Annotated in this window: 19 protein-coding genes; 14 read left to right on the plus strand and 5 right to left on the minus strand. The window is 71.3% G+C overall.

Annotated elements, in window-relative coordinates; all coding sequences use genetic code 11:
* Nucleotides 1-7: 7 nt before the first annotated feature.
* Both IE311_RS34025 and IE311_RS34030 read right to left on the minus strand, forming a co-directional pair.
* On the minus strand, nucleotides 8-1,273 hold the full coding sequence (locus IE311_RS34025; RefSeq protein ID WP_189835746.1) for an SGNH/GDSL hydrolase family protein: 1,266 nt from the start codon (nucleotides 1,271-1,273) through the stop codon (nucleotides 8-10).
* A 29-nt stretch (nucleotides 1,274-1,302) separates the two neighbouring features.
* A complete protein-coding gene (locus IE311_RS34030; RefSeq protein ID WP_189835747.1) occupies nucleotides 1,303-1,890 on the minus strand; it encodes a TetR/AcrR family transcriptional regulator in 588 nt (195 codons plus the stop codon).
* A gap of 124 nt (nucleotides 1,891-2,014) precedes the next feature.
* On the opposite strand from IE311_RS34030, the gene IE311_RS34035 reads away from it, so the two are divergent.
* From IE311_RS34035 to IE311_RS34080, 10 genes are all read left to right on the plus strand, one after another.
* The gene (locus IE311_RS34035) at nucleotides 2,015-2,866 is read left to right on the plus strand and encodes an SCO6745 family protein (RefSeq protein ID WP_189835765.1); all 852 of its coding nucleotides are present in this window, start codon (nucleotides 2,015-2,017) and stop codon (nucleotides 2,864-2,866) included.
* A gap of 62 nt (nucleotides 2,867-2,928) precedes the next feature.
* Complete coding sequence (locus IE311_RS34040; protein ID WP_189835748.1) at nucleotides 2,929-3,624, plus strand: HNH endonuclease family protein; 696 nt, start codon at nucleotides 2,929-2,931, stop codon at nucleotides 3,622-3,624.
* Between the two features lie 61 nt (nucleotides 3,625-3,685).
* The gene (locus tag IE311_RS34045; protein WP_189835749.1) at nucleotides 3,686-4,432 is read left to right on the plus strand and encodes an N-acetyltransferase; all 747 of its coding nucleotides are present in this window, start codon (nucleotides 3,686-3,688) and stop codon (nucleotides 4,430-4,432) included.
* A 136-nt stretch (nucleotides 4,433-4,568) separates the two neighbouring features.
* The gene (locus IE311_RS34050; protein WP_189835750.1) at nucleotides 4,569-4,907 is read left to right on the plus strand and encodes a hypothetical protein; all 339 of its coding nucleotides are present in this window, start codon (nucleotides 4,569-4,571) and stop codon (nucleotides 4,905-4,907) included.
* Nucleotides 4,904-5,527: a type 1 periplasmic-binding domain-containing protein gene (locus IE311_RS34055; protein ID WP_189835751.1), complete on the plus strand. Its 624-nt coding sequence runs from the start codon at nucleotides 4,904-4,906 to the stop codon at nucleotides 5,525-5,527. Before IE311_RS34050 ends, IE311_RS34055 begins: the two co-directional genes overlap by 4 nt.
* 271 nt (nucleotides 5,528-5,798) lie before the next feature.
* Nucleotides 5,799-16,418 (plus strand): LamG-like jellyroll fold domain-containing protein, encoded by a 10,620-nt coding sequence (locus tag IE311_RS34060; RefSeq protein ID WP_229902341.1) that lies wholly within the window; start codon nucleotides 5,799-5,801, stop codon nucleotides 16,416-16,418.
* The gene (locus IE311_RS34065) at nucleotides 16,415-16,873 is read left to right on the plus strand and encodes a hypothetical protein (protein WP_189835752.1); all 459 of its coding nucleotides are present in this window, start codon (nucleotides 16,415-16,417) and stop codon (nucleotides 16,871-16,873) included. Before IE311_RS34060 ends, IE311_RS34065 begins: the two co-directional genes overlap by 4 nt.
* 98 nt (nucleotides 16,874-16,971) lie before the next feature.
* Complete coding sequence (locus IE311_RS34070) at nucleotides 16,972-17,721, plus strand: hypothetical protein (protein ID WP_189835753.1); 750 nt, start codon at nucleotides 16,972-16,974, stop codon at nucleotides 17,719-17,721.
* Between the two features lie 46 nt (nucleotides 17,722-17,767).
* Complete coding sequence (locus IE311_RS34075) at nucleotides 17,768-18,367, plus strand: suppressor of fused domain protein (protein ID WP_189835754.1); 600 nt, start codon at nucleotides 17,768-17,770, stop codon at nucleotides 18,365-18,367.
* Nucleotides 18,360-18,692: a DUF4265 domain-containing protein gene (locus IE311_RS34080; RefSeq protein ID WP_189835755.1), complete on the plus strand. Its 333-nt coding sequence runs from the start codon at nucleotides 18,360-18,362 to the stop codon at nucleotides 18,690-18,692. Before IE311_RS34075 ends, IE311_RS34080 begins: the two co-directional genes overlap by 8 nt.
* A 66-nt stretch (nucleotides 18,693-18,758) precedes the next feature.
* Here IE311_RS34080 and IE311_RS34085 read toward each other — a convergent pair whose 3' ends face one another.
* Nucleotides 18,759-19,469 carry a hypothetical protein gene (locus tag IE311_RS34085; RefSeq protein ID WP_189835756.1) on the minus strand — a complete coding sequence of 237 codons (711 nt, stop codon included), beginning with the start codon at nucleotides 19,467-19,469 and terminating at the stop codon, nucleotides 18,759-18,761.
* 172 nt (nucleotides 19,470-19,641) lie between these two features.
* Here IE311_RS34085 and IE311_RS34090 point away from each other — a divergent pair, with 172 nt between their 5' ends.
* From IE311_RS34090 to IE311_RS34105, 4 genes are all read left to right on the plus strand, one after another.
* A complete protein-coding gene (locus IE311_RS34090; protein ID WP_189835757.1) occupies nucleotides 19,642-21,690 on the plus strand; it encodes an N-6 DNA methylase in 2,049 nt (682 codons plus the stop codon).
* 49 nt (nucleotides 21,691-21,739) lie between these two features.
* Nucleotides 21,740-22,429: a hypothetical protein gene (locus IE311_RS34095; RefSeq protein WP_189835758.1), complete on the plus strand. Its 690-nt coding sequence runs from the start codon at nucleotides 21,740-21,742 to the stop codon at nucleotides 22,427-22,429.
* Nucleotides 22,426-24,108 carry a serine/threonine-protein kinase gene (locus IE311_RS34100; protein ID WP_189835759.1) on the plus strand — a complete coding sequence of 561 codons (1,683 nt, stop codon included), beginning with the start codon at nucleotides 22,426-22,428 and terminating at the stop codon, nucleotides 24,106-24,108. The genes IE311_RS34095 and IE311_RS34100 overlap by 4 nt, the downstream gene beginning before the upstream one ends.
* Nucleotides 24,109-24,221: 113 nt before the next feature.
* Nucleotides 24,222-24,620, plus strand: a complete 399-nt coding sequence (locus tag IE311_RS34105; RefSeq protein WP_189835760.1) for an LppU/SCO3897 family protein — start codon at nucleotides 24,222-24,224, stop codon at nucleotides 24,618-24,620.
* A 77-nt stretch (nucleotides 24,621-24,697) separates the two neighbouring features.
* Here the strand turns inward: IE311_RS34105 and IE311_RS34110 are convergent, their stop codons facing one another.
* Nucleotides 24,698-25,060, minus strand: coding sequence for a hypothetical protein (locus IE311_RS34110; protein ID WP_189835761.1), 363 nt, complete (start codon nucleotides 25,058-25,060; stop codon nucleotides 24,698-24,700).
* Entirely contained in the window at nucleotides 25,057-25,692 is a 636-nt protein-coding gene (locus IE311_RS34115; protein ID WP_373314023.1) for a SigE family RNA polymerase sigma factor, read from the minus strand. The genes IE311_RS34110 and IE311_RS34115 overlap by 4 nt, the downstream gene beginning before the upstream one ends.
* Nucleotides 25,693-25,964 lie beyond the last annotated feature (272 nt).

Consider the following 25,964-nt stretch of genomic DNA (forward strand, 5'->3'; position numbering starts at 1 on the left):
GAGCCGGTCAGAGCCGGTCGAGGTCCAGGGCGTCCGCCATCGCGCGGTAGCCCGCGTCGTTCGGGTGGAGGGCGTCGCCCGAGTCGTAGGCGGGCAGGATGCGGTCCGGGTCCGCCGGGTCGGCGACCGTCCGGTCGAAGTCGACGATCGCGTCGTACGCGCCCGAGGTGCGGACCCAGTCGTTGAAGGCGTCCCGCTTCGCCTCGTTGGCGGGGGACTCGTAGAAGGAGCCCTTGATCGGGGTGAGCGTCGCGCCGATCACCTTCAGGCCCTTCGCGTGGGCCTGGCGGATCAGGGTGCGGTGGCCCTTGATCAGGGTGGTCACCGACACGTCGGGGGTGGGGGCGGCGGGGAACGTCACCGTGCTGCCGCCGATGTCGTTGATGCCCTCCAGGAGGATGACCGTGCCGACGCCCCGCTCGTTCAGCACGTCCTCGCGGAAGCGGGTCAGGGCCTTCTCGCCCGCCCACGTCGTGTCGTTGACGACCTGGTTGCCGGCGATCCCCTGGTTGAGGACGGCGCGCGGGCTGCCCGCCGCCGCCAGGCGTTCGGCGAGCTCGTCCGGGTAGCGGTTGTCCGCGTCCGTCGCCGCGCCCACGCCGTCGGTGATCGAGTCGCCGAAGGTGACGATGCCGTCGCGCCGGGCGGTGTCACGGCCGCCGGTGACCTCGACGCCGGAGAGGAAGTACCAGGAGGTGCTGGTCTCCTTGAACGCGGTGCCGGACACATCGGCCCGGTGGTCGCCGTCGGCCCGGTAGCTGGTGGCCGAGGCGAAGTGGTGGAAGGTGGTGGGGCCGGTCTCGCCCGCCAGGTAGAGGGTGACGGTCAGCGACTCGAAGGCCTTGACCGGGAACGGCGTTCCGTCACTGAGGAGCGTGCCGCCGACCGGGATCGTCGTGGACGCGCGGCCGTCGAAGCGCAGGGTGCGGACCGATCCGGGCCGCACCGCGCCGCCCTCGGCCGTGCGGGCGACGGTCGCGCCGGTGACGCGCAGCGGGGTGCTGCCGTAACGGTTGCTCAGTTCGATCCGGGTCCGTGAGCCGGAGGCCGTGACGCGTACGGCCTGCCGCACGGTGTGGTTGTCGAAGCCCTGCTGCGACCAGTTGGGGGTGAGGGGCTGGGTCGGCGCCTGCGGGGAGGCGGCCCAGGCGCCCCGCCAGGAGGTGCCCGCTCCCGTGTGGTCGGTGGTGGCGAGGGCGGTGGGGGCTAAGGCGAGGGTCGCCGTGGTGAGCAGGGCTATGGCGGTGCGACGGAGGGTGTGCGTGGTTCTCATGCCCCTCGTCAAGTGCTGACCGACGCGGGCTATTCCCGCTCCTGCCGACCGGACGCGGGGAGTTGACCGGAGAAGAGCAGACCGGTGAGCGAGCGGAAGTACTCCTCCGGGTCCCGGTCGCCCACCGCGCCCGTCACGTTGTGGGTGAGGAGCAGGGTCGCGAAGCCATGGGCGAGGGACCAGGCCGCGATGCCCGCCGAACGGGCGTCGCCGGTGTCCGTCAGACCGGCGACACCGGCGCGGAGTTCGGCGGAGGCGCGCTCCTTGGCGGCGAGGAGGTCGGGGTCGTCGGCGCGCAGCAGTGCGGGCTGGAACATGACCTGGAAGTGGGCGGGGTGCTCCACCGCGAAGCGGACGTACCGTACGCCGCGTTCGCGCAGGTCGGGCGCGGCGGCGAGAGCCTCGGCGAGGAGTCCGTACCCCTCGGCGGCGAGGGCGGTGAGGAGCCCGGTGCGGTCCTTGAAGTGGTGGGCGGGCGCGGCGTGGGAGACGCCCGCTCGGCGCGCGAGGTCGCGCAGGCTGAGCGCCCCGGGACCCTCGGCGGCGATGACGTCGAGGGCGGCGGCGAGGACGGCCTGCCGCAGGTCGCCGTGGTGGTAGGTGCTCCGGCTCGTCATGGCAGCAGCGTATCCCGTATCTAGTCATTGACAAGTTCTGAGTCGGAGGCGCAGTATCTAGTCAGTGACTAGATGTTGAGCGAGCGAAGAGGAGCGCACCGTGGAACCCGGACGCGTACGTCAGATGTGGCACCTGCTCGAACCCCTGCACGCCCTGCTCTACTACGGCCCCGAGGCCTTCGACGAGGCCGCCGCCCTCGGCTACGACACCGCCGAACGCTGGCCCTCCTACTTCGCCTGGCGCGCCGCGCCCCTCGGCCCCGCCGGCCCGGACCGGGTGACCGAGACCTTCTACAGCTTCAGCCCCACGATGGTCGCCCGGTACGTCCCCGCCGTCTGGGAGACCGCCGCCCCGGCCGACGTCCTCGCCGCGCGGCTCCGGGCCGTCGACCGCACCTGGCGGGCCGTCCTGGGCGAGGAGCTCCTCGCGAGCCCCGAACTCGCCGAGGCCGCCGCCTTCGCCCGCGCCGCCGCCGACGGGGCCCCGGCGGCCGGGGGCCCCGCAGCCCGCCCGCTCGCCGCCGCCAACGCCGCGCTGCCCCGCCCCGAGGCCCCGCACCTGGTCCTCTGGCAGTCCGCGACGATCCTGCGCGAGCACCGGGGGGACGGTCACCTCGCCTCCCTCGTCGAGGCGGGACTCGACCCCGTCGAATCGCTCGTCTCCTTCGCGGCGATCGGCGCCGCACCCGAGCCCGTCTTCGAAAGCCGCGGCTGGAGCGACGAGGAATGGACGGCGGCCCGGGAGCGGCTCACGGGCCGGGGGTTCCTCGGGCCGGACGGGGAGGCCACCGAGGCCGGCCGCGCCCTGCGCGCCGAGGTCGAACGGCGTACCGACGAACTGGCCGCCGCTCCCTGGGACGCCCTCGGACCGGACGGCACCGCCCGGCTCGCCGAACTGCTCGGCGGCCCATGGCTGGCGGCGATCGGCTCCGGCCTGCTGCCCTCCGAGAACACCCTGGGCATCGGCAAGGTCTGAGCGGGCGGGCGGCGGCCGGGGGCGCTCCTCCCGGCGGCCCCGCGGCGCCCTAGAATTCCCGAATGCTTACAGAGCGGACGATTCGAACTGCCCTGGCCGCCCCGGCGCTTGCCGCCGCCGCGCTCGTCGCCACCGCCTGCTCACCCGGAGCCGACAGCCCGGGATCCGGCGGTGGCGCGGGCGACAGGCCCGCCGCACGCGGGACCGCCCTCGCCGCCGTGGACACCCTCACCGTCAAGGGCCGGGCCCCGAAGACCGGTTACGAGCGGGAGAAGTTCGGCCGCGCCTGGGTGGACGTCGACGGCAACGGCTGCGGGACCCGGGACGACATACTCAAGCGCGATCTGACCGGCGTCCGGTTCACCGACGGCCGCTGCAAGGTCGCCTCCGGCACGCTCACCGACGACCCGTACACCGGGACCACCGTCCGCTTCGTCCGCGGGCGCAGCAAGGTCGACATCGACCATGTCGTCGCGCTCTCCGACGCCTGGCAGAAGGGCGCGCAGAAGTGGAACGGCGAGACCCGGCGCCGGTTCGCCAACGATCCGCTCAACCTGCTCGCCGTCGACGCCTCCACCAACCGCCGCAAGTCCGACGGCGACGCGGCGACCTGGCTGCCGCCGAACAAGGCGTACCGCTGCACGTACGTGGCCCGGCAGATCGCGGTGAAGAAGAAGTACGGGGTGTGGGTGACGGGCGGGGAGCGGGACGCGATGAAGCGCGTCCTCGCGGGCTGTCCGCAGCAGAAGCTTCCGTAGCGCGCACCTGACACCGGAAATCCGCTTGGCCACAGCGGTAAACGATCTTTACTCTGCCCGTATGGACCTGAACATATCGACCCTTGCCGAGCGCCCCGAACTGGAAGGGCCGATGTGGGGCATGCGCGACCTCTGGCCCGAGTTCATGATGTACGACCCGGTGGGCTGGGCGAACATCGGGCGGATCGTGCGTGAGCTGCCGGAGTACGTGCTCGTCGCCACCGACGCCGAGGGCAAGGTCGTCGCCCGCGGCTTCAGCGTCCCCTTTCGTCTGGACGTGGACGGGCGCCGCGAGCTGCCCGCGCGCGGCTGGGACGAGGTGCTGCTCTGGGCGTTCTCCGACCTGAAGCACGGCCGTGAGGCCGACACCGTCAGCGCCATCGAGATCACCGTCGACACGAGCGCCCTGGGCCAGGGGCTCTCGCACCGGATGCTGGCCGCCATGCGGGACAACGCCGGCCGACGCGGCTTCTCCGAGCTCGTCGCCCCGGTCCGGCCCAACGGCAAGCACCTGGAGGCCGCGGCCTCCATCCACGAGTACGCCTTCCGCACGCGGGAGGCCGACGGTCTTCCGCAGGACGCGTGGCTGCGCGTCCATGTGCGCGCGGGCGGTGTCATCGAGGCGGTGGCCCCGGCCTCGATGACCGTCTCCGGCTCCGTCGAGCAGTGGCGCACCTGGACCGGTCTCCCCTTCGACACCGACGGCCCCGTCGAGGTCGACGGCGCGCTCGTGCCCGTCCACTGCGTCGCCTCGCGCGGATACGCGGTCTACGTCGAGCCCAATGTGTGGGTGCGGCACCGCATCTGAGGTGCACGGGGCGCCACCGGGGGAGCGGGACCCCGGGGGTGATCTTCGCGGCGGGGGATGTACCGTACGGCGTCCCCTGTCGTACACCCGTGCGCCCCGCCCCTGGCGTGCGCATCCGTGAGAGGTCTCGCGCATCGTGAACCAGGCCGTCCACTTGGACAAGGGCGCGGAGCCCCCGCGCCGCACCGAGCTGCCGGGCCGGCCGGCCCGGATCGGGCTCGCGCTCGTGCCGCTGCTCAGCCTCGGCGTCCTCGGCTTCGTCCCCTCGCTCACCCTCGCCCTCCGGCGCGGGACGCGGGGCGACTGGCTCACCGCGCTGCTGTTCACGGCGGTCTCCGTCGGCTGGTGCTTCCAGATCGCGCTGACCCCCGAGGAGACGCACGGCCTCCCGTACCTCCTCGACGTGGTCCTGCTCGCGACCTCCACCCTGGCCGCGACGGCGCACTGCCTCACCGTGAAGGAGACGGGCCGGTGAAGACCCGTCGAGCCTGGCGCGCCACCGAGCGGGAGGCGGCCAGGAAGGAGGCGGCGGAGTCCGGATCGGCCCGGATCCCCGGGCTGCTGGCCGCCGGTGCGGGGGCGCTCCGCGGCCGGGTCGGCTGGGCCCTGGGAGCCGTGCTCGTCCTGACCCTCGGTCTCGTCGGCACCTGGCTGTTCGTCGGGTCGGAGACACGAGGCACCCCGCCCGACACACGGGCCCGCGCCTACCAGGACTACGACGCCTGTCTGCTCACCGACGACCGGGGCATCGTGACCGGAGCGCCGGCGGCCCCCGTCTGGGAGGGGATGCAGGCCGCGTCCCTCGACAAGCGCATCCGCGTCACGTTCGTCCCGGTGATGGGGGAGAAGTCGGTGGCGAACGCCCGCCCGTTCCTCAACGGACTGATGCAGCGGGACTGCGAGATCGTCGTCGCCTCGGGCGCCCCGCAGGTGGCGGCCGCGGAGGCCGCGGTGGAGAAGAACCCGAAGGTCCGGTTCGTGACGGTCGGCGGGGAGAGCGGCGCCGCGCACGACAATCTGGTGCGGGTGGCGCCCGGAGCCTCCCTGAAGGACGACATCGCGTCGACGGTGAAGCGCCTGGCCGCCGAGGGCTGACGGCCGGAGGGTGTCCCCCCGCGGGCGCCCGAGGGTGAGTTGTCCGGAAGGGTTCCTTCCCCTGAGTAAAGCAAGAGTAAAGTTCGGCACCCTGGTGTGAACTGGTGATCTGTCATCGGGCAGGCTCGCGAAGCTTTGTAAGCATCGCGTTAGTAAAGGCTGGCCCATGCGTATACGCCGGGTCCGTAGCCCTCGCCTGTTCCCACCGGGTCGCACCGGCAGACGCAGGTTGAGGGCTACGGCTCTTTCCGTACTGATCTCCCTGTTCCTCATGCTCACCACCGAGTCGGCGCTCGCCGCGGGCGTCACGCTCGAACCGGTGAAGATGCCCAAGCTGTCCCTCTCGGGACTCTGGAAGTGGGTGAGCGAGAACCCTCTCGACACCCCCGACCAGCAGGGCGGCACGGCCCGTGGCAAGAGCCACCACGCCTCCGCGGACGCCACGAGCCTCGAAGGCGAAGCCGGCCGCAAGCCCGGCAAGGGCAAGGGCGAGCTCCCGCCGTTCGAGCGTGAGACCGACCGCCCGGGCACCTCGAAGACCGGCGCCGCCAAGGGCACCGCCAAGAGCTTCGACGCCCGCACCAGCAAGCGGGACGCCAAGAAGTCGACCGCGACGTCCGACTTCTACGTCAACGCCGACGGCTCCACCACCGTGCGCCACTTCCCCGGCCGCGCCAACTTCAAGGGCACCGACGGCTCCTGGAAGCCGATCGACACGAGCCTGACCGAGGACAAGGACGGCCGTCTCCAGCAGACCGCCAACTCCCTCGACGTCGAGTTCGCCCCGGACGCCGCCGACGAGCAGCTCGCCTCCGTCGACTTCGGCGCGGGGCGTTCGCTCGCCTACGGGCTCGAGGACGCCGCGAAGACCGAGCCCACCGTCGCGGCCAACGGCACGGTGACCTACACGGGCGTGCTGCCCGAGACCGACGTGCAGCTCGTGCCGCTCGCGGAGGGCTTCAAGGAGAACATCGTCCTGCGCTCGCCGCAGGCGTCGAACTCCTGGACCTTCCCGCTCGCGGTGAAGGGGCTCACGCCCCGGATCGCCGCCGACGGCGACGTGGAATTCACCGACGCGAACGGCAAGGTCGTCGCGACCGTCCCGCACGCGTTCATGGAGGACTCCAGGATCGACCCCCGCTCGGGCGACCCCGCCCGGTCCCGGGCCGTCACCTACGAGCTCGTCACGGTGGACGGCGCACCCGCCCTGCGGATGACCGCCGACCGCGCCTGGCTCGACGACCCGGCCCGCGTCTACCCGGTGACCGTCGACCCGACGGTGACCGCGTCGAACTCGACGTACACCCAGAACACCATCGGCGGGGACCACTCCACCGAGACCCAGATCAAGGTCGGCTCCTACGACTCGGGCACGAACAAGACGAACTCGTTCCTGCAGTTCTCCTCGCTGGGCACCACGCTCGCGGGGCAGCGGGTCACCGCCGCCACCCTGAACGTGTACGCGCTCTGGTCCTCGACCTGCGCCGCCCAGTCGTTCTCGGTGCACCCGATCACTCAGTCGTGGACGCCGTCCGCCGTGACGGCGTACCCCGGTCCGTCCTTCGGCGCCGCGATCGGCACCGCCACCCCGGCGCCCGGAGCCTCCTGCTCCAACAGCTCCGGCTCGGCGAGCGTCGGCACGCGCATGCCGGTCTCGCTCAACACGACGTGGTTCAACAACGTCGCCGGCGGGGCCGCGAACTACGGTCTGGCCCTCTCCGCGCCGACCAACGACATGCTCCACTGGAAGAAGTTCCACTCGGACAACTCGGCGACCGCCGGCTTCCGCCCGGCCCTGGACCTGACCTACACGCCGAACTCGGCACCGCAGATCAACGCCCAGTACCCGCCGGCCAACTTCCAGGCCAACACCCTCCAGCCGGAGCTGGTCGCCGTCGCGAGCGACGCCGACAACGGCCCGAACCCGCTCTCGTACACCTTCGAGATCTACGACGGGGACGCCACCGGCACCCCCGCCCTGATCGCGAGCTCCGGCACCGTCACCAAGGGCAGCTGGAAGGTTCCCGCGGGCAAGCTGAAGTGGTCGAAGAACTACGACTGGTACGTGGAGGCCAGCGACGGCACCTCGGCCGTCGTGGAGGACAGCCGCTTCACCACGGCCGTGCCGCAGCCGCCGGTCACCTCGGGTCTGTCGATGAACACCGACGGGCACGAGTTCGACCCCTCGGACGGCAACTACACGACCGAGGACACCGACGCCGAAGTGTCGGTGATCGGTCCGTCGCTGGAGATCGAGCGCTCCTACAACAGCCTCGACCCCCGAGTCGACTCCGCCTTCGGAGCCGGCTGGTCGACGATCGTCGACATGAAGGCCGTCGAGGTCAAGGACGGCGCCGGCGCCCTCACCAGCGTGATCATCACCTACCCGGGTGGTGAGCAGGTCGCCTTCGGCCGGAACTCGGACGGCACCTTCGTGCCCCCGCTGGGCCGCTACGCGCGTCTCGCTGCCGTCACCGGCGGCTACACGCTCACGGACAAGGACTTCACGGCGTACGCCTTCACCCAGGCGACCGCGAAGGCCGGCACCTACGCGCTGAAGACCATCAAGGACTACGCGGGCCGCACCGAGACCTTCACGTACGACGCCAACAAGCGACTCACGAAGATCACGAACGAGGTCTCCAAGCGGAACCTGGGCCTGACCTGGTACCAGCCGGCCTCGGCCACCGCCTGGCACGTCCAGACCGTCTACACCGACCAGGCCACGGCCGGCGACGCGAACTCGGTCCAGACCTGGCAGTACACCTACACCGGTGACCAGCTCACCACGGTGTGCCCGCCCGCCGACTGGTCCAAGTGCACGACGTACACCTACGCCACCGGCAACCACTACCGCACCACGGCTCTCGACGCCGACCCGTTCGCCTACTGGCGGCTCGGCGAGACCTCGGGCACGGTCGCGAAGGACGCCATCGACGCGAACCAGGGCCAGTACAACGCCACGTACAAGAACGTGACGCTGGGCGGGACGGGCCCCCTCGCGGGCTCCACCCAGAAGGCGGCCACCTTCAACGGCACCACCTCGTACGTCGAGATGCCGTCCGCGCCGGGCGCCACGCCCTCGTACGCCTCGGTCTCGCTGTGGTTCAAGACGAGCACCGCCGGAGGCGTGCTCTTCTACTACGGCGACAAGCCGCTCAGCGACCCCGACCCGGTGACCAACACGACCAAGAGCACCCCCGCGGTGTACGTCGGCACCGACGGCAAGCTCCGCGGCTGCTTCGCGATGGCGAGCTGCGCGACGACCATCGTGTCCTCGCCGGTCGTCACCGACGGCAAGTGGCACCAGGCGGTCCTGACCGCCGCCGCCACCAGCCAGACCCTGTACCTCGACGGCGCCCCGGTGGGCTCCCTCACCGGGGCCATCAACGACTGGGTCCAGCCGTACATCGCACTGGGCGCGGGCGTGAACAACCGCGGCTGGCCGGCCATGAACCCGAACGACAAGCTCGGGCACTTCACCGGCCAGATGGCCGAGGTCGCGCTCTACTCCGAGCCGCTGTCGCCCGACGCGATCAAGATCCAGTACGACTCCGCCACCCGCTCCGCCGGGCTGCTCCAGAAGATCACCACCCCCGGTGGCAAGACCCAGGCGTCGGTCGTCTACGACACCATCGACGACCGGGTCCTCCAGGCCACCGACGGCAACGGCGGCACCTGGAAGCTCAACCCGCCGACCATCACCGGCTCGTCCCAGGTCTACCGCTCCGCCGTCATGGGCTCCGCCCCGGCCGGCTACTGGCGCCTGGACGACACCCAGGGAGCGGCGCAGGCCGCGAACCAGGTGAACACCGGCTTCGGCACGTACAACAACGTCATCCAGGGTGCCGAAGGCCCCTTCGGTCCGGGTGACGCGAGCGCGTCGACGTTCGACGGGTCCACCTCCTTCGTGGAGGTGCCGCACAGCGGCTGGCACCAGACCCAGGACCGGTCCGTCGGGCTGTGGTTCAAGACGGCCGAACCGGGCGCCATCATGGTCGACCAGGCCAGGGCGCTGAACGATCCGGCCGGTGTCGGAGGCGCCTACAGCGATGTGCTGTACGTGGGTGCCGACGGCAAGCTGCGCGGCCACTGGTGGGCCAGCACCTGCGGCAGCAACGGAGTCCTGAACTCCACCACGACCGTGACGGACGACAAGTGGCACCACGCGGTGCTGTCCGCCACCGGAACCACGCAGACGCTCTACCTGGACGGTGCCAAGCAGGGCACGTGCACCGGCGCCGCCAACGGCCAGACGACGGGCCGCACCTACATCGGTGCCGGCTTCGCCGCCAACTGGGTCAGCTCGCCCGGTGCGCTCAGCTACTTCACCGGCTCGCTGGCCGAGGTCGCCGTCCACTCCAAGGGCCTGACCGAGGCCGACGTCGCCGCCCAGTGGGCCGCCTACAAGGCGTCCTCCGGCATCGCCCCGGTCAAGACCGTGACCCTGACCGATCCGAAGGACAGGGCCCTCACCTACGTCTACGACGCCGAGATGGGCAACCGCCTGCTCGCCGCGATCGACACCGAGGGCAGGCGGACCACCTACGGTTACGACACCGGCGGCTTCCTCCACACCATCACGGACGCCAACGGCAACCGCTCGCTCACCGGTCACGACGTGCGCGGCAACACGGTCTCCCAGACCACCTGCCAGGACACGGCCGCGAACAAGTGCTCGACGGAGTACTACACCTTCTACCCGGACTCGACCACGGCCTTCCCGGCCATGGACCTGCGCAACGACCTGATCCTCACGGAGCGGGACGGGCGCTCGACCGGTCCGGCGGACAACGCCTACCTCACGAGCTACTCCTACGACGCGGGCGGCAACCTGCTGTCGGTGACCACGCCCCCCGTGGCCGGTCACCCCAACGGCCGGACCGCCTCGACCACGTACACCACCGCCACCACCCCGGCGGCGGAGGGCGGTACGGCGGTCACGCCGGCGGGTCTCGTGTCGCAGGTCACCACCCCGGGCGGCCGGAGGACGACGTACACCTACTTCGCCAACGGCGACCTGGCGAAGATCACCGACGCCAACGGCGCCTCGGTGGAGTACACGTACGACAAGCTGGGCCGCGAGATCTCCAAGAAGGAGGTCTCGGACGCGAACCCGAGCGGTCTCGTCACGTCGCAGACGTACGACAAGAACGACCAGGTCCTCACCGAGACGACGCCGTCCGTCACCAACCGGGTCACCGGCGCCAAGCACCAGGCGAAGACGATCACGGGGTACGACCCCGACGGCAACATCCTGTCCCAGACGGTCCAGGACCTCACCGGCGGTGACACCGCGCGCGTCACGTCGATGACGTACGACGCGTACAACCAGCTGGCGACCAGGACGGACCCGGGCGGCGACACCACGTCGTTCGAGTACGACGTCTACGGCAACAAGGTGAAGGAGACGGACCCCGCGGGGACCGTCAACACCTACACCTTCGACGGCGAGCAGCGTCCGCTCACCACGAGCCTGCTCGACTACACCGGCGACCCGTACAACCCGACGGCTCCGACGACCCTCGTCCAGGAGTCCCGGGCCTACGACCCGGCCGGCCGCCTCGCGTCGATCACCGACTCGCTGGGCTGGCAGACGGCGTACACCTACACCGACGACGGCCTGTCGGCCACCGTGGCCCGCAAGGACCCGGGGACCGGCAAGTCCTTCACGGAGCAGGCGAACACCTACGACGCCGCCGGCAACCTGATCGAGCAGGTCACCAACGACGGGCAGACCCGCAGCACCTTCACCGTCGACGCGGCCGACCGTACGGTCTCCGAGATCCTCGACCCCAACGGGCTCGCCAGGACCACGCAGACCAGCTACGACCCCGACGACAACGTGGTGACGGAGACGGACCGTGACCCGGCGACGGGTGACGTGTCCACCACGGACACCCGGTACGACGCCCTGGGCAACATCACCGGAACCACCAGCCACGACGGCACCACGGCCCCGGTGGCCCGCTACAAGCTGGACGAGACGACGGGCTTCGGCCTCGCCGACTCCTCCGGTGCCAACAACACCGGCAGCCACGGCACCGGTATGCACTGGAACACCGACCGGGGCGGCAGCGCCGTCTTCGACGGCGACGCCAACTCGTGGGCGCAGACCACCGGGCCGGTCGTGAACACGAGCGGCAGCTTCACGGTCTCCGCCTGGGTCAAGCTGACCTCCACGGCGGTCAACCGGACCTTCGTCGCGCAGGACGGCAAGGAGGCCTCCGGCTTCCAGCTGTACTACTCGACGGCCTCCGGCTGGACCTTCAACCGGCACGCCACCGACACCTTCGACCCGGTCATCGTGCGTGCCTCGTCGGGCACCGCCGCCGTCACGGTCAACACCTGGACCCACCTGGTCGGCGTCTACGACCAGGCGACCTCCCAGATCCGGCTGTACGTGAACGGTGTCGCGAGCGGCACCCCGGCCGCCTTCACCACCCCGTGGGAGGCCACCGGGCCCCTCCAGCTGGGCCGCCGCTGGTACAAGGGCACCTACGCGGAGAACCACCTCGGCGGCCTGGACGACGTCCAGGTCTACGGCGAGGCGCTCACCCCGGCGCAGATCACCGCCCTCAAGGGCGGAACCCTGCCGGCGGCGGGCAGCTCGGTCCGCACGACCTCGTGGAAGCTGGACCAGCGCGGTCTGCCGGTGTCCCAGACGGACACCGCGGGCAACGTCACGGACTACGGCTACGACGAGCTCGGCCAGCAGACCTCGGTCACCGAGCCGGCGGTCATGGCGGAGCAGAACGGCGGGACGCCGGTCTCGGTCCGGCCCGTCACGATGACCGGGTACAACACGTTCGGCGAGGCGACGGAGTCCTCGGACCCGCTCGGCAACGTGGTGACGACGGCGTACGACGCGGAGGGCCAGGAGCTGTCGACGACGTCTCCCGAGTACCTCGCGCCGGGCGCGTCGGCCCCGATCCGCGCCACCTCGTACAACGAGTACAACAAGCTCGGCCAGGTGACGGCGGAGGTCGACCCGCTCGGCAACCGCACCACGTACACCTACACGCAGCTGGGCGACCTGGCCTCGGTCACCGAGCCGGGCGGCGGTACGACGAAGTACACCTTCTCCACCAACGGCGACCAGCTGTCGGCCACCCGGCCGAACGGCGCCCGCCAGGAGATGACGTACGACTACCTGGGCCGCGAGCTGACCAGCACGGACATCGTGCGCCAGCCCACCCAGCGGGCGTACACGGCGATCAACGAGTACAACGCGCCGGGCGGCGAGCTGTCCCGGATCGTGTCGCCGCAGGGCGTCACGGAGTCGTACAAGTACAACGCCGAGGGTGAGGTCACCGAGGTGACCGACGGCGCGGGCAAGGTCTCGCGTTTCACGTACGACATGGACGGGCAGCCGCTCACGGCCACCGAGCCCGACGGCACCAGCACCCGCAACACGTACGACGGCTTCGGCCAGCTGGTGAAGACGGACGACCTGGACGAGACGGGTGCCGTGCTGCGTACGGCGAGCACCGGTTACGACCGGGGCGGCAACATGGTCTCGGCCACCGACCACCGCGGTCACACGAAGACCTTCACGTACGACTCCTCGGGTCTGATCACCAAGGTCGTCGAGCCGGTCTCCGCGACCGAGTCGATCACCACGACCTACGGGTACGACGCGGCGGGCAACCAGACCCGCTTCAGCGACGGACGGAACAACCCGTTCCTGACGACGTACAACACGTGGGGGCTGCCGGAGTCGCAGATCGAGCCGTCGACCCCGACCCATCCCAACCTCGCGGACCGGACGTTCACGGCCGTCTACGACGGTGGGGGCCGGATCAAGGAGTCCCGTTCTCCCGGTGGGGTGAACATCTCCTTCGAGTACGACGTGAAGAGCCGACTGGTCCGCCAGTCGGGTACGGGTGCGGAGGCCGTCACGGCCGACCACACGTACGACTACGACGCCGACGACCGGGTCACGGCCGTCGCCGGTCTCGGCACGGAGAAGAACACCTTCTCCTACGACGACCGGGGTCAGCTCCTGACGGCGAACGGGCCCTCGGGCTCCTCGTCCTTCGCGTACGACGGCGACGGCGGGATGACCTCCCGCACCGACGCCTCGGGCACGTCGACCTTCGGCTACGACACCGCCGGCCGCCTGAAGACGGCCAACGACGGTCTGACGGGCTCGACGGCGACGTACGGCTACGACGTCAACAGCAACGTGACGTCGGTCGACTACGGCACGGGCAAGGCGAAGCGCAGCTTCGGCTACGACAAGCTGGAGCGCCCGACCACCGACACGCTGACCTCGCCGACCGGCAAGACGCTCGCGTCCTTCACCTACGGGTGGGACGCGAGTGACAACCTGACGTCGAAGACGACGACGGGGCTCGCCGGTTCGTCGGCCAACACGTACACGTACGACTGGGCCGACCGCGTCATGTCCTGGAACAACGGGACGACGAACGAGGTCTACGGCTACGACGCGTCAGGCAACCGGACCCGGGTGGGTGGCGACACCTACACCTACGACGCCCGGAACCGGCTCACGTCGGACGGCCACAGTGCCTACACGTACACCGCGCGCGGCACGCTCAGCTCGGTGACGGACGAGGCCAGCCGGGTCACGACCATGAAGGTGGACGCCTTCAACCGGGTCATGCAGGAAGGCAACCGCACCTACACCTACGACGGTCTCGACCGGGTGCTGAACGCGAAGGACGAGACGGGCACCGAGCTCTACGCCTTCAAGTACAGCGGCGACGGCAACGAGGTGGCCTCGGACGGTCTGTCGACCTACAGCCGTGACGCCGGGGGCGCCCTGATCGGTGTGAAGAACGCCGTCAGCTCCGCGCTGGCGCTGACGGACCTGCACACGGACGTGGTGGCGCAGTTCACCACCACGGGCGAGGCACTGACCGGATCGACGACCTACTCGCCGTTCGGCAAGGTCGTCCAGTCCGCGTCGATGCTCGGCTCGCTGGGCTACCAGTCCGGCTGGACCGACCCGGAGACGGCGAAGGTCAACATGGCCGCGCGCTGGTACTCGCCGGAGACCGGCCAGTTCAACAGCCGTGACACCGTCTCGCTCAGCGGGGTCCCGAACTCGATCTCGGCGAACCGGTACGCGTACGCGGACGGCAACCCGATGACGGGCATGGACCCGACCGGCCACTGGCCGGGCTGGGCCGACAAGATCGTCAAGAAGGTCACGAAGAAGGTCAAGAAGACCGTCAAGTCGGCCTACAAGCACGTCAAGAAGGCCGTCAAGAAGGTCGCCAAGGTCGTCAAGAAGGCCGCCAAGAAGGTCAAGCGGGCCGTAAAGAAGGTGGTGAAGCGGGCCAAGCGGGCGGTGAGAAAGGCCGTCCGGTACGTGGCCGACAGCGTCCGGAAGGTCAAGAGATACGTCAAACGGGTCTACAAGACCGTGAAACGCGTCGCCCACAAGGTCGTCAAGCATGTGAAGAAGGCGGTCCGCAAGGTCGCCAAGGCCGTCAAACACGTCGCCAAGAAGGTGGTCAAGGCAGCCAAGAAGGTCGGCAGAGCCGTCAAGAAGGCGGCGAAGGCGACAGCCAACTTCGTCAAGCAACACGCCTCGACCATCGCTTCGGTCGCCGTCGGAATCGCCGTCTTCGCGGGCTGCACCGCGATCACGGCCGGTGTCGGAGCCATCGGATGCGCCGCCCTCGCGGGCGCCGCGGGCAATGCCGTCGGCTATGCGATGAGTGACGGCCCGAAGTCGGTCGGCGGATTCCTCGGTGCGGTCGCCATCGGCGCCGTGACCGGTGCCGCCGGTGGCGTCGGCGGTCGTCTCGCGGCGAGCGCCGCGGGCAAGCTGCTCTCCGGCACGGCCGGCAAGATCGCGACGAACGTCGCGGAGAACGCCGGCGAGGAAGCCCTCACGGGCGCGGTCGAGTACGGCACCTCGTGTGTGAACAGCGAGGAGGGCTGCTCGGTCGCCGGAGCCGCGAAGGCGGCGACGATCGGTGCCGTCATGGGCGGCGCGTTCGGCGCCAAGGGCAAGGGCAACGGCCCGAAGGCGAAGGACTCGCCGGGCGCCTCGTCCGGTCCCGGCTGCCCGATCCGCCGTGGCGGAACCCCGCACAGCTTCACCGGCAAGACGCCGGTGCTGATGGCGGACGGCACGACCAAGGAGATCTCCAAGGTCAAGGCGGGCGACAAGGTCCTCACGGCCGAGCCCGGCAAGACGACCAAGGAGATCCACGAGGTCAAGCAGGTCATCGTCACGAAGACCGACCGCGACTACGTCGATGTCACCGTGAAGACGGAGGCCGGTCCGAAGACGATCCAGACCACCGAGCACCACCAGTTCTACGAGTCCACCCGCAACGCCTGGACGCAGGCGGGCGACCTCCGGGTCGGCCAGAAGCTCCAGAACGGCGAGGGTGGCCCGACGGCGATCGTCGAGGTCACGTCGTACACGGCCGACAGGACCACGTACGACCTGAGCATCGAGGGCCTGCACACGTACTTCGTGTTCGCGGGTGACTCGGTCATGGCGGCCGATCCGAGCGACGCGGTGCTGGTGCACAACTGCGGTGGCAGTCGGCCCGGGCACTCGCAGCTCTGCCGGTGTGACCCTGAGAATCCACGCAGTGAGGTCGTTGTCGATGCGGACTCCTTCGAGCAGGCAAGGAACAGGGCCATGGAGATGATCGGGCCCATTGACACCGGTTCGTGGACGCGTCGGAAGGGGACCCTGGGGGCCGCTGTCGACACCTTCGGAAAGGACACCGGCTTCACTGCCACCAGTGGCGGCGATTACAGGACGTTGCGACTGGACACCGACCCGCGAATCGGTACGCACATCAACGTGATGACCGGCAAGGGAGCCTCTGTCCGGAAAACGGCGATAAGGTTCCCCGGCGGGAATATCGCGACCTGGCTGAAGAGGAACGTATGACCGAGAGCTACCCCTATGGGCTCAATCCGGAGTACCTCCCAGGTTTCATGAATGACCCCCGTGACGACGACGGGCGTCAGGTCGTGAAGCTGGGGCCGGACGAGAATCGGGAGCTGGCGGCTGCGACCGTCGATAGATTCCCGGCCGCGTCCGGCGATGTCCTCGACTTCGCCGCCGCCTCGTTCGACCGCCTTTGGTGGGACGACGAGGAACAGTGGGTAACGATGGCGGCGGAGCTGCTCGCGGCGTACGTGCAGCGTGAGGAGCGGGTGGCCGTCATGTGGGGAAACCTGCTGATGCCGACCGTGACCATGCCCGCGAGCGTGGCGGTGCGACACGCACTCGACATCCTCGACGCCGGACCGCACTTCTGGATCCACCCCCTGGGTGGTTCGATCCTCATCGAATGCCTGATGGACGGGCAGGTGACGGTCGCGACGATTCCGTCGGAGTAGTTCCCCACCGCACCCCATGAGAGGCTCCGCCGGCACACATGCCGGCGGAGCCTCTCCGCGTCCAGTCCGGTGCCCACCGACCGTTCGAGGAGTCCCCCGTGAACCGCACGCCCCCGTCTCACCCCACCGGCGTCGACCTGGAGCAGGCCGTACGGGACATTCCCGGAGTCCAGGAATTTCCCGGCCTCGCGCGCGCGTGGCGCTGGTCGCCCATGTTCCGGTTCGTGTTCTCGCTGGCGATGGACGCGGAGGGGACGCGCATCCATCAGGTGAACGCCCGGGACTCCTTCGACGAGGACCTGGCCCGGGCGGTGCTCGCGTTCGCGCGTGAACACCGTGCCGGGCTCGGGGAGGACCCGCGGCCGTTCGAGGTCGTTCCCGGGTTCTCCCACCAGGGCTATGGCTTCGACGCGGTGGTGGCCGTCCAGCCCGGGATCCACGGCTACTACGAGGGCCGGAACGAAGAGCTCAACGAGGTCGCGGTCGGGGTCTTCCCGGCGTACGTCCGGGAGTTCTCCGGGAACGAGACGCCGGAAGAGGCGTTCATGCGCTTCAAGAAGATGCTGAACCCGGCGGACATGACCCGCGAGGCCGTTCCGTTCCTCCGGATGAGGTTCGACAACACGAGGACCGGCGGAGGAAGCGAAGGCGACCTCCGCGGGTTCACCACCCCCGACGTGCTGCTCCAGGAGCTGGAACTGCTGGAGGGCGCGCCCGGCAGCTTCGTGGAGTACGAGAACCGTCACGGGCAGGTCCGGCGGATCGAGTGGAACGGCTCGTGGACCGTCGACGGCGAGGCCCGGGAGCACGCGCCGGCGCCCGCCGAGGTCCTGGAGACCCTGAACTGACCTCGGTCGTGTCCTGCGCCGGCGCCCTGAAGTACCGTCGTCCGCGATGACATTCACGAAGGCCGTACTGGTCGACCACTTCGAAGCGCGGCTGGGTGGGCTCGAAGGAGCGTGGTCGGCCGGCGAGGGGACTCCCGAGGGGGCCCCGCAGGTGGGCTGGTTCGCCGGGGGAGTCCTGGCGGGCGCGCACTCGTTCGCCACGATCGGACTGCACCGGACTCCGCTCCTGTCCCGCACGGGGCGGCATCTGCACCTCGAACTCCTGGGGTGCAACCGGCCGGTTCCCGGTGACGAGGCAGGGCCGTTCCCGGGAGTGCTCGAGTACGTCTCGGGGCTCCTGATCTCCAGCGGGCGGGCGGTCCTGCGGGGCGACGTCCTGCGTCTGCCGATGCCGCTGACGCCCGGCGGTTCGATGACCGCGCTCTACGCGGCCCTCCCGGTCTGCTTCGACGAGGCGTTCGCCTCGGTCGTCCTGGAGAACGGGTCCGACGTGGCCGTCGTGTGGCTGGTGCCCATCGGCGACCGCGAGGCCGAGTTCGTCGAGCGGGAGGGCTGGGAGGCGTTCGAGAACGAGCTCGTCCGCCACGATCCCGACCTGCTGGATCTGGGCCGTCCGGAAATGCCGCAGGCCGGACCCCATGAGTGAGGACCGGGCCGCACGGCGCCGCGTACGTCTCGACGCCGACGACATGCTGGTCGAGGTCGTGTCGAAGGGTGGTCACCGCACCCTGCGGGCGCTGTTCGGGGCGGGTCTCGCCCCCGAGGTCTTCGAGGCCGTCACGAGTGGGATCGCGGCCCTGGCCCGGTCGCAGGGCTTCGCCACCGAGTGGAGCGGTGACCGGCACGTGGCGATCTCGGTCCCGGAGGACGGGGACTCGGGTCCGCTGGAGGAGTTCGTGCGGGAGCAGAAGGAGGCGGGGACTCCCTACTGGGAGTGGAGCGACGCGAGGCCCTTCGAGGCGAGCCGCTGAGGTTCCCCGGGGAAGCCCCGCCGAGTCGCTCGGCGGGGCTTTTCCGTGCTTCGGCCCGGTCGTGCGTCAGCCCGCCTTCTTCCAGTCCCCGCACCCCGAGGACTTGAAGTACGCGTCGGAGGCGCCGACCTTCACGATGGCCGTGCCCGTGACGTTGTCGTTGGCGAGGATCGAGTCCGTGCCGTGGCTCGCGTCCTTCGAGCGCTCCCAGTAGCACTCCGCGTCCTTGTTGCCCGTGGACTTGTACGTGCCCGGGGCGATGTCGACGCCCACCTTGAACATGCCGCCGTCGCCCTTGAGGGTCGTCCCGGGCGTGCCCTTCGCCTTCGCGTCGACGGCTTCCCAGGTGCCGCAGCCCGAGGACTTGAAGAGCTTGTCCGAGGCCTTGATCTCGACGTAGCTCGTGCCCGTCACGTTGTCGTTGGCGAGGATCGAGTCGGTCTCGGCCGAGGCGTCCTTGGCGCGCTCCCAGTAGCAGCCCGCGTCCTTGTTGCCCGTGGAGCGGTAGAGGCCGGGCTTCACGTCGCCGCCCACCTCGAAGTCGCCGTCTCCGTCGATGGTGACGACCTTCTTCTCGGGGGCCTTGGGGGCGTCCGACTCCGGGGCCTTCTTGTCGCCGCCCTGCTTCGCGGGCTGTTCCTGCTTCGCGGCGGTCCCGGGGGACTCGTCGCCGCCCCCGCCCACCGCCGCGCCGATCACGACGACGGCGACGATCGCGCCGGCGGCGGTGAGGACCTTGTGACGGGCGAACCAGTTGCGCTGCTGCTGCTGAGACATGGCTGTGGCACCTTCCGGGGCGCTGTGAGGACTCCGTGTTTCGATGGGGTAATCACAGCAGAGTCCGTGAACCGAGTCAACACCGTTCACAAGGATTGAGTCGGGTCACGCCGTGAATCGGTTCGAGCGCTATGCTCGGTGTGTTCACACACGTACGAGGGGAGACGGACAGGTGCCCGAAGAGAGCACGACAGAGGTCACCGCCGCCGGTATCGCCCGGCTCGCGGGGGTCGGCAGGGCCGCCGTCAGCAACTGGCGCCGGCGCCACGCCGACTTCCCCAAGCCCGTCGGCGGTACGGAGACCAGCCCCTCGTTCTCCCTCGCCGACATCGAGCAATGGCTTCGCGACCAGGGAAAACTCGCCGAAGTGCCGCTCCGTGAGCGCGTCTCGCAGCAGCTCGCCGGCCACCCCTCCGGCACCGTCGCCGCCCTCGTGCACACCGGCTGCGCCCTGCTCCTGCTGCGCACCCGTCCGGGTGCCTGGACCGAGCTGGCCGCGCTCCCCGACGACCGCCTCGGAGAGGTCCTGCCCGGCGTCTTCGAGGAGATCCTCACCGCCCGCTTCGGCGTGCCGAGGTCTGTTCACACCCCCACCCCGGCCGACACGCTTCCCGCCGTCCCCCTGCTCCGGGCCGCCGTCGAACTGGCCGTCGAGCTGGGGGGCGCCCGCCAGGCCTTCGAATTCCTCCTCGGCCGCCACCTGGACGCCAACCCGCGCCAGTACACGCTCACCCCGCCCCCGCTGGCCGAGCTCATGGCGGCCCTCGCCGCCGCCGCGGCACCCGAGGGCCGCCCCGTCGCCACCGTGCTCGACCCGGCCTCCGGCACGGGCGGCCTCCTGCGCGCCGTCCCGCACCCCACCGTGCTCTGCGCCCAGGACGCCGACCCCGACCTGGCCGCGCTCTCGGCGCTCCGGCTCGCCCTCCACGGCGACGCCGACATCCGCTCCGCCGCCGGCGACACCCTCCGTGCCGACGCCTTCCCGGAGCTGGCCGCCGACGCGGTCCTGTGCCACCCCCCGTTCAACGAGCGGACCTGGGGCCACGACGAACTCGCCTACGACCCCCGCTGGGAGTACGGCTTCCCCGCCCGTACGGAATCGGAGCTCGCCTGGGTGCAGCACGCCCTCGCCCGGCTCCGCGACGGCGGAGCCGCCGTCCTCCTCATGCCGCCCGCCGTCGCCTCCCGCCGCTCCGGCCGCCGCATCCGAGCCGACCTCCTGCGCCGGGGCGCGCTCCGGGCCGTCGTCGCCCTCCCGGCCGGCGCGGCACCCCCGTACGGCATCCCGCTCCACCTCTGGGTCCTCGTCCGTCCCGGAGCCGACCAGCGGCCCCCGGCGGAGACCCTGTTCGTGGACACCGCGGGGCTCGTCCCGGACGCGGGCCGCGACCGGCTCCCCTGGACCACCCTGCGGAACACGGTCCTCGACGCGTGGGCGGGCCGGGGCGGCGAGGAGTCCGTGGCCCGCGCCGTCCCCGTCATCGAACTCCTCGACGACGAGGTCGACCTCGCCCCCGCGCGCTATCTCACCGCCCCCGCCGCGGGCGGCACCGCCCCCGAACTCGCCGCCGTCCGCGACCGCCTGGACGAGACCCTGCGCCGCACCCGGGGCCTGGCCCCCACGCCGGTCCCCGCGCGCCCCGGGCCCCGCCCCCTCACCACCGTCGGGGAACTGGCCCGCACCGGCGCCCTCCAGCTCCGTACCGGCGGCTCGGGCACGGCGCCCGCCGGCGGCGGAGACGTTCCCGTCCTCACCGAGCACGACGTCCTGTCCGGCGGCGCGCCCTCCGGGACGCTGCCGGTCGGCGGCCCGGCCGAGGAACCCGTCCTCGTCGCCGAGGACGATGTCGTGGTGCCCGTACTCGGCGGCGGCTCCGTCGCCCGGGTCGTCGACGCGGCCACGGCCGGCGCGGCCCTCGGCCGCAACCTCCAGCTCCTACGGCCCGCACCGGGCGTCCTCGACCCCTGGTTCCTGGCCGGCTTCCTGCGGGGCACCGCCAACAACCGGCAGGCCAGCAGCTTCGCCTCGACCGCGACCCGGCTCGACGTGCGCCGCCTCCAGCTGCCCCGGCTGTCACCGGCCGACCAGCGGCGCCACGGCGCCCACTTCAGGTCGCTGGCCGAGTTCGAGGAGGCCCTGCGCCTCGCCGCCCGCCTCGGCGAGCAGCTGGTCCAGGGGCTGTACGACGGTCTCGCCGACGGAAGTGTGGAGCCCGGGTGAAGACCGTCATACCCTCATAGCCTGATCATCCGTCCCGGGGGAGCGTCGTATGTACGGTCAGGTGCCCACACCCGCGCCACCGCGGGCCGCCGGCCCGTCGGCGGCCACGGTCACGGTCCGCGTGCTGATCACGGTCCTGGTCGTGCTGTCCCTGGGCTTCCTCGCGTGGGTCGCGATGCTCCGGATCGCGATCATGCGGCGGGCCGGGCGGGACTGGGCGCTCTTCTGGGTCCAGCTGGTGCTCAACATCGGCTGTGTGGTGCCGCTGGAGCAGCGGTTCGCCGACACCTGGATGAACACCGCGGGCATGGTGGTCCTGCTCGTGCAGATGGCGATCGTGACCTGCTACTTCCTGGTGGTCGACATCCGGCACCACCAGCCCGCCCCGGTCGTGATCATGGTCCCGTCCCCGCACCCTCCGGGGTCGTACCCGTACGGGACGCCGGGATACGGCTACGGCTACCCGCCGGCCGCCGTCACGGCACCGGGCCCGACGACGGGTCCACCGCCGAGCCTGCCGCCGAATCCGCCGGCGGGTCCGCCGACGGGTCCGATGCCGTACGCCTCCGCCCCGCACGGGGCGCAGGTCCCGCCGCCGACCGTCCCCGCTCCCTTTCCTCCGTCCGCCCCCACCCACGCGCCCGCCCCCGGCGCGCCCCGTATCGACCAGGTCCGTGCCGAGCTCGACGAGTTGAGCGATCTCCTCCGGCACACCGGAGAAGACGACGGTCGACGGTGAACGGCCGGGTGATCGGCGGGCGTTACGAGCTCGCCACCGTCATCGGGCAGGGCGGCATGGGGCAGGTCTGGACGGCGTACGACCGGAGGCTCGACCGCCGGGTCGCGGTGAAGCTGCTCCGGCCGGCCACCATGACGGGCCCCGCCACCGCCGCCGACGAGCTGCGGCGCCGTTTCGTGCGGGAGTGCCGGGTGACCGCGCACGTCGACCACCCCGGTCTGGTCACCGTCCACGACGCGGGCAGCGAGGGCGAGGACCTGTTCCTCGTCATGCAGTACGTGGACGGCGCCGACCTCTCGGACCATCTCGCCGAGCACGACCCGTACCCCTGGGAGTGGGCGGTCAGCGTCGCCGCGCAGCTGTGCGCCGTGCTGGCCGCCGTCCACGCCGTGCCGATCGTGCACCGCGACCTCAAGCCGCGGAACGTGATGGTGCGCCCCGACGGCTCGGTGGTCGTCCTCGACCTCGGCGTCGCCTCCGTCCTGGACAACGACACCACCCGTCTCACCCACACCGGTTCCCCCATCGGCAGCCCTGCCTACATGGCGCCCGAGCAGGCGATGGGCGGCGCGGTCGGGCCCTCCACCGATCTGTACGCGCTCGGCGTGCTCCTGCACGAACTCCTCAGCGGAAACGTGCCGTTCGCCGGTTCCACCGCGCTCGGCGTTCTCCACCGGCACCTGTACGAGCCTCCGGTGCCGCTCCGTCAACTGCGGCCCGAGGTCCCCGAGGTCCTGGAGGAGCTGGTCCTCCGGCTGCTCGCCAAGGACCCCCGGGAGCGGCCGTCCGGCGCGCACGAGGTGTACGAGCACCTGCTGCCGCTGCTCCCCGCGCGCGGGGCTCCGGCGGGGCCGATGGACCCGACCCGTCCGTTCCTCCGCCCGCACGCGCCCTGGCCCGACCGTCCGGCGGCGGTGGCACCGGTCCTTCCCCCGGCGGCCGTTCCCGCGCAGTCACCGCCGCCCCCGCCTCCCGCCCTGCCGTCCGCCGTGCCTCCCGCCGTCCCCCGCGTCGACCCGAGGGCCTCGTACGCGCCGGCCGCGGACCGCCCCGGCGCCGCTCCCGCCCCGGCCTCCGGCCCCTTCCCCGTGCCCCGGCCCGCCCCCGTTCCCGCCCGCCCCGATGTCGCCGCCGCCGTCGACGAGGTCAAGCGGCTGCTGGGGGAGGGGGCGCTCACCCAGGCCGTGGACATCCTCGGCGGCATCCTGCCCGCCGCCGCGGCCGAGCACGGCGAGCGGTCGCCGGTCGTCCACATCCTGCGCAAGCAGTACGCGTCGACCCTGATGGACGACGGTCAGTACCGGCGTGCGCTGCCGGAGTTGCGACGCCTCGCGGCGGACCGCGAGGCGGAGGCGGGTCCGGTGGATCCGCAGACCCTGCAGTTCCGGTACGACGCCGCTCTCTGTCTGGAGCAGCTGGGGGAGACGGCGGCCGCGCTCGCCGAGTTCCGTGCGGTGCTGCCGCACTACGAGGGCGATCCGGCCCGTGCCTTCGACATCCGGCAGCGGATCGGGCTGCTGCTGGTGGCGACGGGGGAGCACGGGGCCGGGCGGGAGCAGCTTCAGCGGCTGCTGTTCGACGCGGAGCGCGCGTACGGCCCGTATCACCCTCTTCCGGTGGAGTTGCGGAGGGTGCTGGAGCATCAGCGGCAGCTGGGGCCCCCGTTCCTGACGGATTGACAGGGTCACGACTCCGCATCTGATCGGCAAATGGATCTTCATGATCCTTTTTGCCTGTTTTGGTGCATGTAGCGTTCGCGTCTGATCATGTCCGCGTCCCCAAGGAATCCCTCATGACGACGCCTTCCGCGCCCCTCACTCCCGAGCAGCCCGTCGCTCCGGAGCAGCCCGCCGCCCCCGCCTCCAAGGGCAGCCGCATCCTCAAGAAGGTCGGCGGCGTGGTCGTCGCGATCGTCATCGCCGTGGCCGTGAAGCTCGGCCTGCCGTACCTCACCGGCGACGCCCCCGTGCACGCCAAGGCCGGCGAGTGCGTCACCGTGACGGGCCCCGACAACGACCCCAAGGTCGACACCACGGACTGCTCCTCGGGCAAGGCCGACCTGTTCAAGGTCGTCAAGGTCATCGACGACACCTTCGACGTGAACAAGTGCGGCACGGAGCTCTCGGCGCTCGCGCAGCAGCTGGAGTCGGACAAGTTCGTGCTCTGCCTGGAAGAGGTCCCCGCGAAGTAGTTCGCGCGACCGGATTCCCGGAGCTGGGAGAAGGGCCGGAACCCCGGGGGTTCCGGCCCTTCTCGCGTGCCCGCGCGCTACGGCCCTTCGATCGGCTCGGGACCCGGACCGGGGTCGGTGACGGACGGGGCGGCCGGTGCCGGGGTCGGTGTGGGCACGGCCGGGGAATCGTGGACCCCCGGCGAACCGGCGGGCGGAGCCGGGGCCGGCGCCGACGGGCCGCCGGGCAGCAGGACGAGGACATACGCGGCCGCGACGGCCGCCGCCGCCCCGAGCCCGGCGAGAGCGATCCCGCGCACCCGTCGAAGCCCCCGGGTCCGGCCCCGCGGGGGTGCGAGACGGCGCAGGTCCCGAGGGGCGACGAGGGCGGCGCGGGCGGCGAACGCGGCGCGCAGCCGCTCCTCGGTGGCGGTGGGACGGTCCTCGGCGTGCGGTCTCATCGGCCCGCCTCCAGCTTCTTCTCCAGGGCGTCGAGCGCGCGGCTCGCGGTGGACTTCACCGTGCCGCGCGAGAGCCCGAGCGTCTGCGCGATCTGTGCCTCCGACAGGTCCGACCAGTAGCGCAGGACCAGGACCTCGCGCTGGCGCCGGGTCAGCCGCGCGAGCGCGTCGAGCACCTGCCGGTGCTCCTCGGCGAGCAGCAGCCCCTCGTCGACGGGGGCCTCGGCGGCCGGGTGGGGCGGGGTGTACGCGCGCGCGGTGCGGCGCCTGCGCAGGACGGAGCGGGCCGCGTTGACCACGGCGGTGTGCAGGTACGCGCCCGGGTCCTGAAGTCCGTGGAGGGAGGTGCCGTACCTCCGGCACAGCGCGGCGAAGGCGTCCTGGACGACGTCCTCGGCGGTGTGCAGATCGTCGACGAGGAAGAGCGCGAGCCGCACCATGTCGAGCCGCCGGGCCCGGTACAGATCGGTCAGGGTGGGCGGCGGCTCGTGGTCGGCGACGGCGCCCACCGCCCGCAGATGCCGTCCCCGTACGGCCCCGGGCGCGGCCTCGGTCCGGGAGACGCGGGCGAGCAGGCGGGACCACCACGACGGCACGGTGGCGGTGGTGGTGGCGGGTATGGCGTACGACAACTGCACGGTCCTCGATCCGTCGGGGGAGGGAGGGGCGACCGGCCCGGCCCGGGCCTGCGCATGTCCGGGCCGACCCGGTCACCCGCTCCTGGTGCTACCGCCGAGCGCTACTTCCGGACGCCGGTGCCGGGCGCGACGACGCGCGGCGCGTCCTCGGCCGGGGCGGGAGCCGGGGCGGCGGTCGGCTTCGCGGGGGCCGGGGCGGGGGTGGCCACCGGCGCGGGGGCCGGCGCGGGCTTGCCCGCCGGAGCGGGGGCCGGGGCGGGGGCGGC

This window comes from Streptomyces zaomyceticus (genome assembly GCF_014656215.1).
Lineage (GTDB): Bacteria > Actinomycetota > Actinomycetes > Streptomycetales > Streptomycetaceae > Streptomyces > Streptomyces zaomyceticus.

Bases quoted from the DNA above. Each gene is read 5' to 3' on its own strand.
- IE311_RS34040 (WP_189835748.1), top strand. From the start codon at position 2,929: ATGCTTACAGAGCGGACGATTCGAACTGCCCTGGCCGCCCCGGCGCTT.
- IE311_RS34105 (WP_189835760.1), top strand. From the start codon at position 24,222: ATGACGACGCCTTCCGCGCCCCTCACTCCCGAGCAGCCCGTCGCTCCG.
- IE311_RS34065 (WP_189835752.1), top strand. From the start codon at position 16,415: ATGACCGAGAGCTACCCCTATGGGCTCAATCCGGAGTACCTCCCAGGT.
- IE311_RS34080 (WP_189835755.1), top strand. From the start codon at position 18,360: ATGAGTGAGGACCGGGCCGCACGGCGCCGCGTACGTCTCGACGCCGAC.
- IE311_RS34060 (WP_229902341.1), top strand. From the start codon at position 5,799: ATGCTCACCACCGAGTCGGCGCTCGCCGCGGGCGTCACGCTCGAACCG.
- IE311_RS34045 (WP_189835749.1), top strand. From the start codon at position 3,686: ATGGACCTGAACATATCGACCCTTGCCGAGCGCCCCGAACTGGAAGGG.
- IE311_RS34110 (WP_189835761.1), bottom strand. From the start codon at position 25,060: ATGAGACCGCACGCCGAGGACCGTCCCACCGCCACCGAGGAGCGGCTG.
- IE311_RS34085 (WP_189835756.1), bottom strand. From the start codon at position 19,469: ATGTCTCAGCAGCAGCAGCGCAACTGGTTCGCCCGTCACAAGGTCCTC.
- IE311_RS34025 (WP_189835746.1), bottom strand. From the start codon at position 1,273: ATGAGAACCACGCACACCCTCCGTCGCACCGCCATAGCCCTGCTCACC.
- IE311_RS34095 (WP_189835758.1), top strand. From the start codon at position 21,740: ATGTACGGTCAGGTGCCCACACCCGCGCCACCGCGGGCCGCCGGCCCG.
- IE311_RS34075 (WP_189835754.1), top strand. From the start codon at position 17,768: ATGACATTCACGAAGGCCGTACTGGTCGACCACTTCGAAGCGCGGCTG.
- IE311_RS34035 (WP_189835765.1), top strand. From the start codon at position 2,015: ATGTGGCACCTGCTCGAACCCCTGCACGCCCTGCTCTACTACGGCCCC.
- IE311_RS34030 (WP_189835747.1), bottom strand. From the start codon at position 1,890: ATGACGAGCCGGAGCACCTACCACCACGGCGACCTGCGGCAGGCCGTC.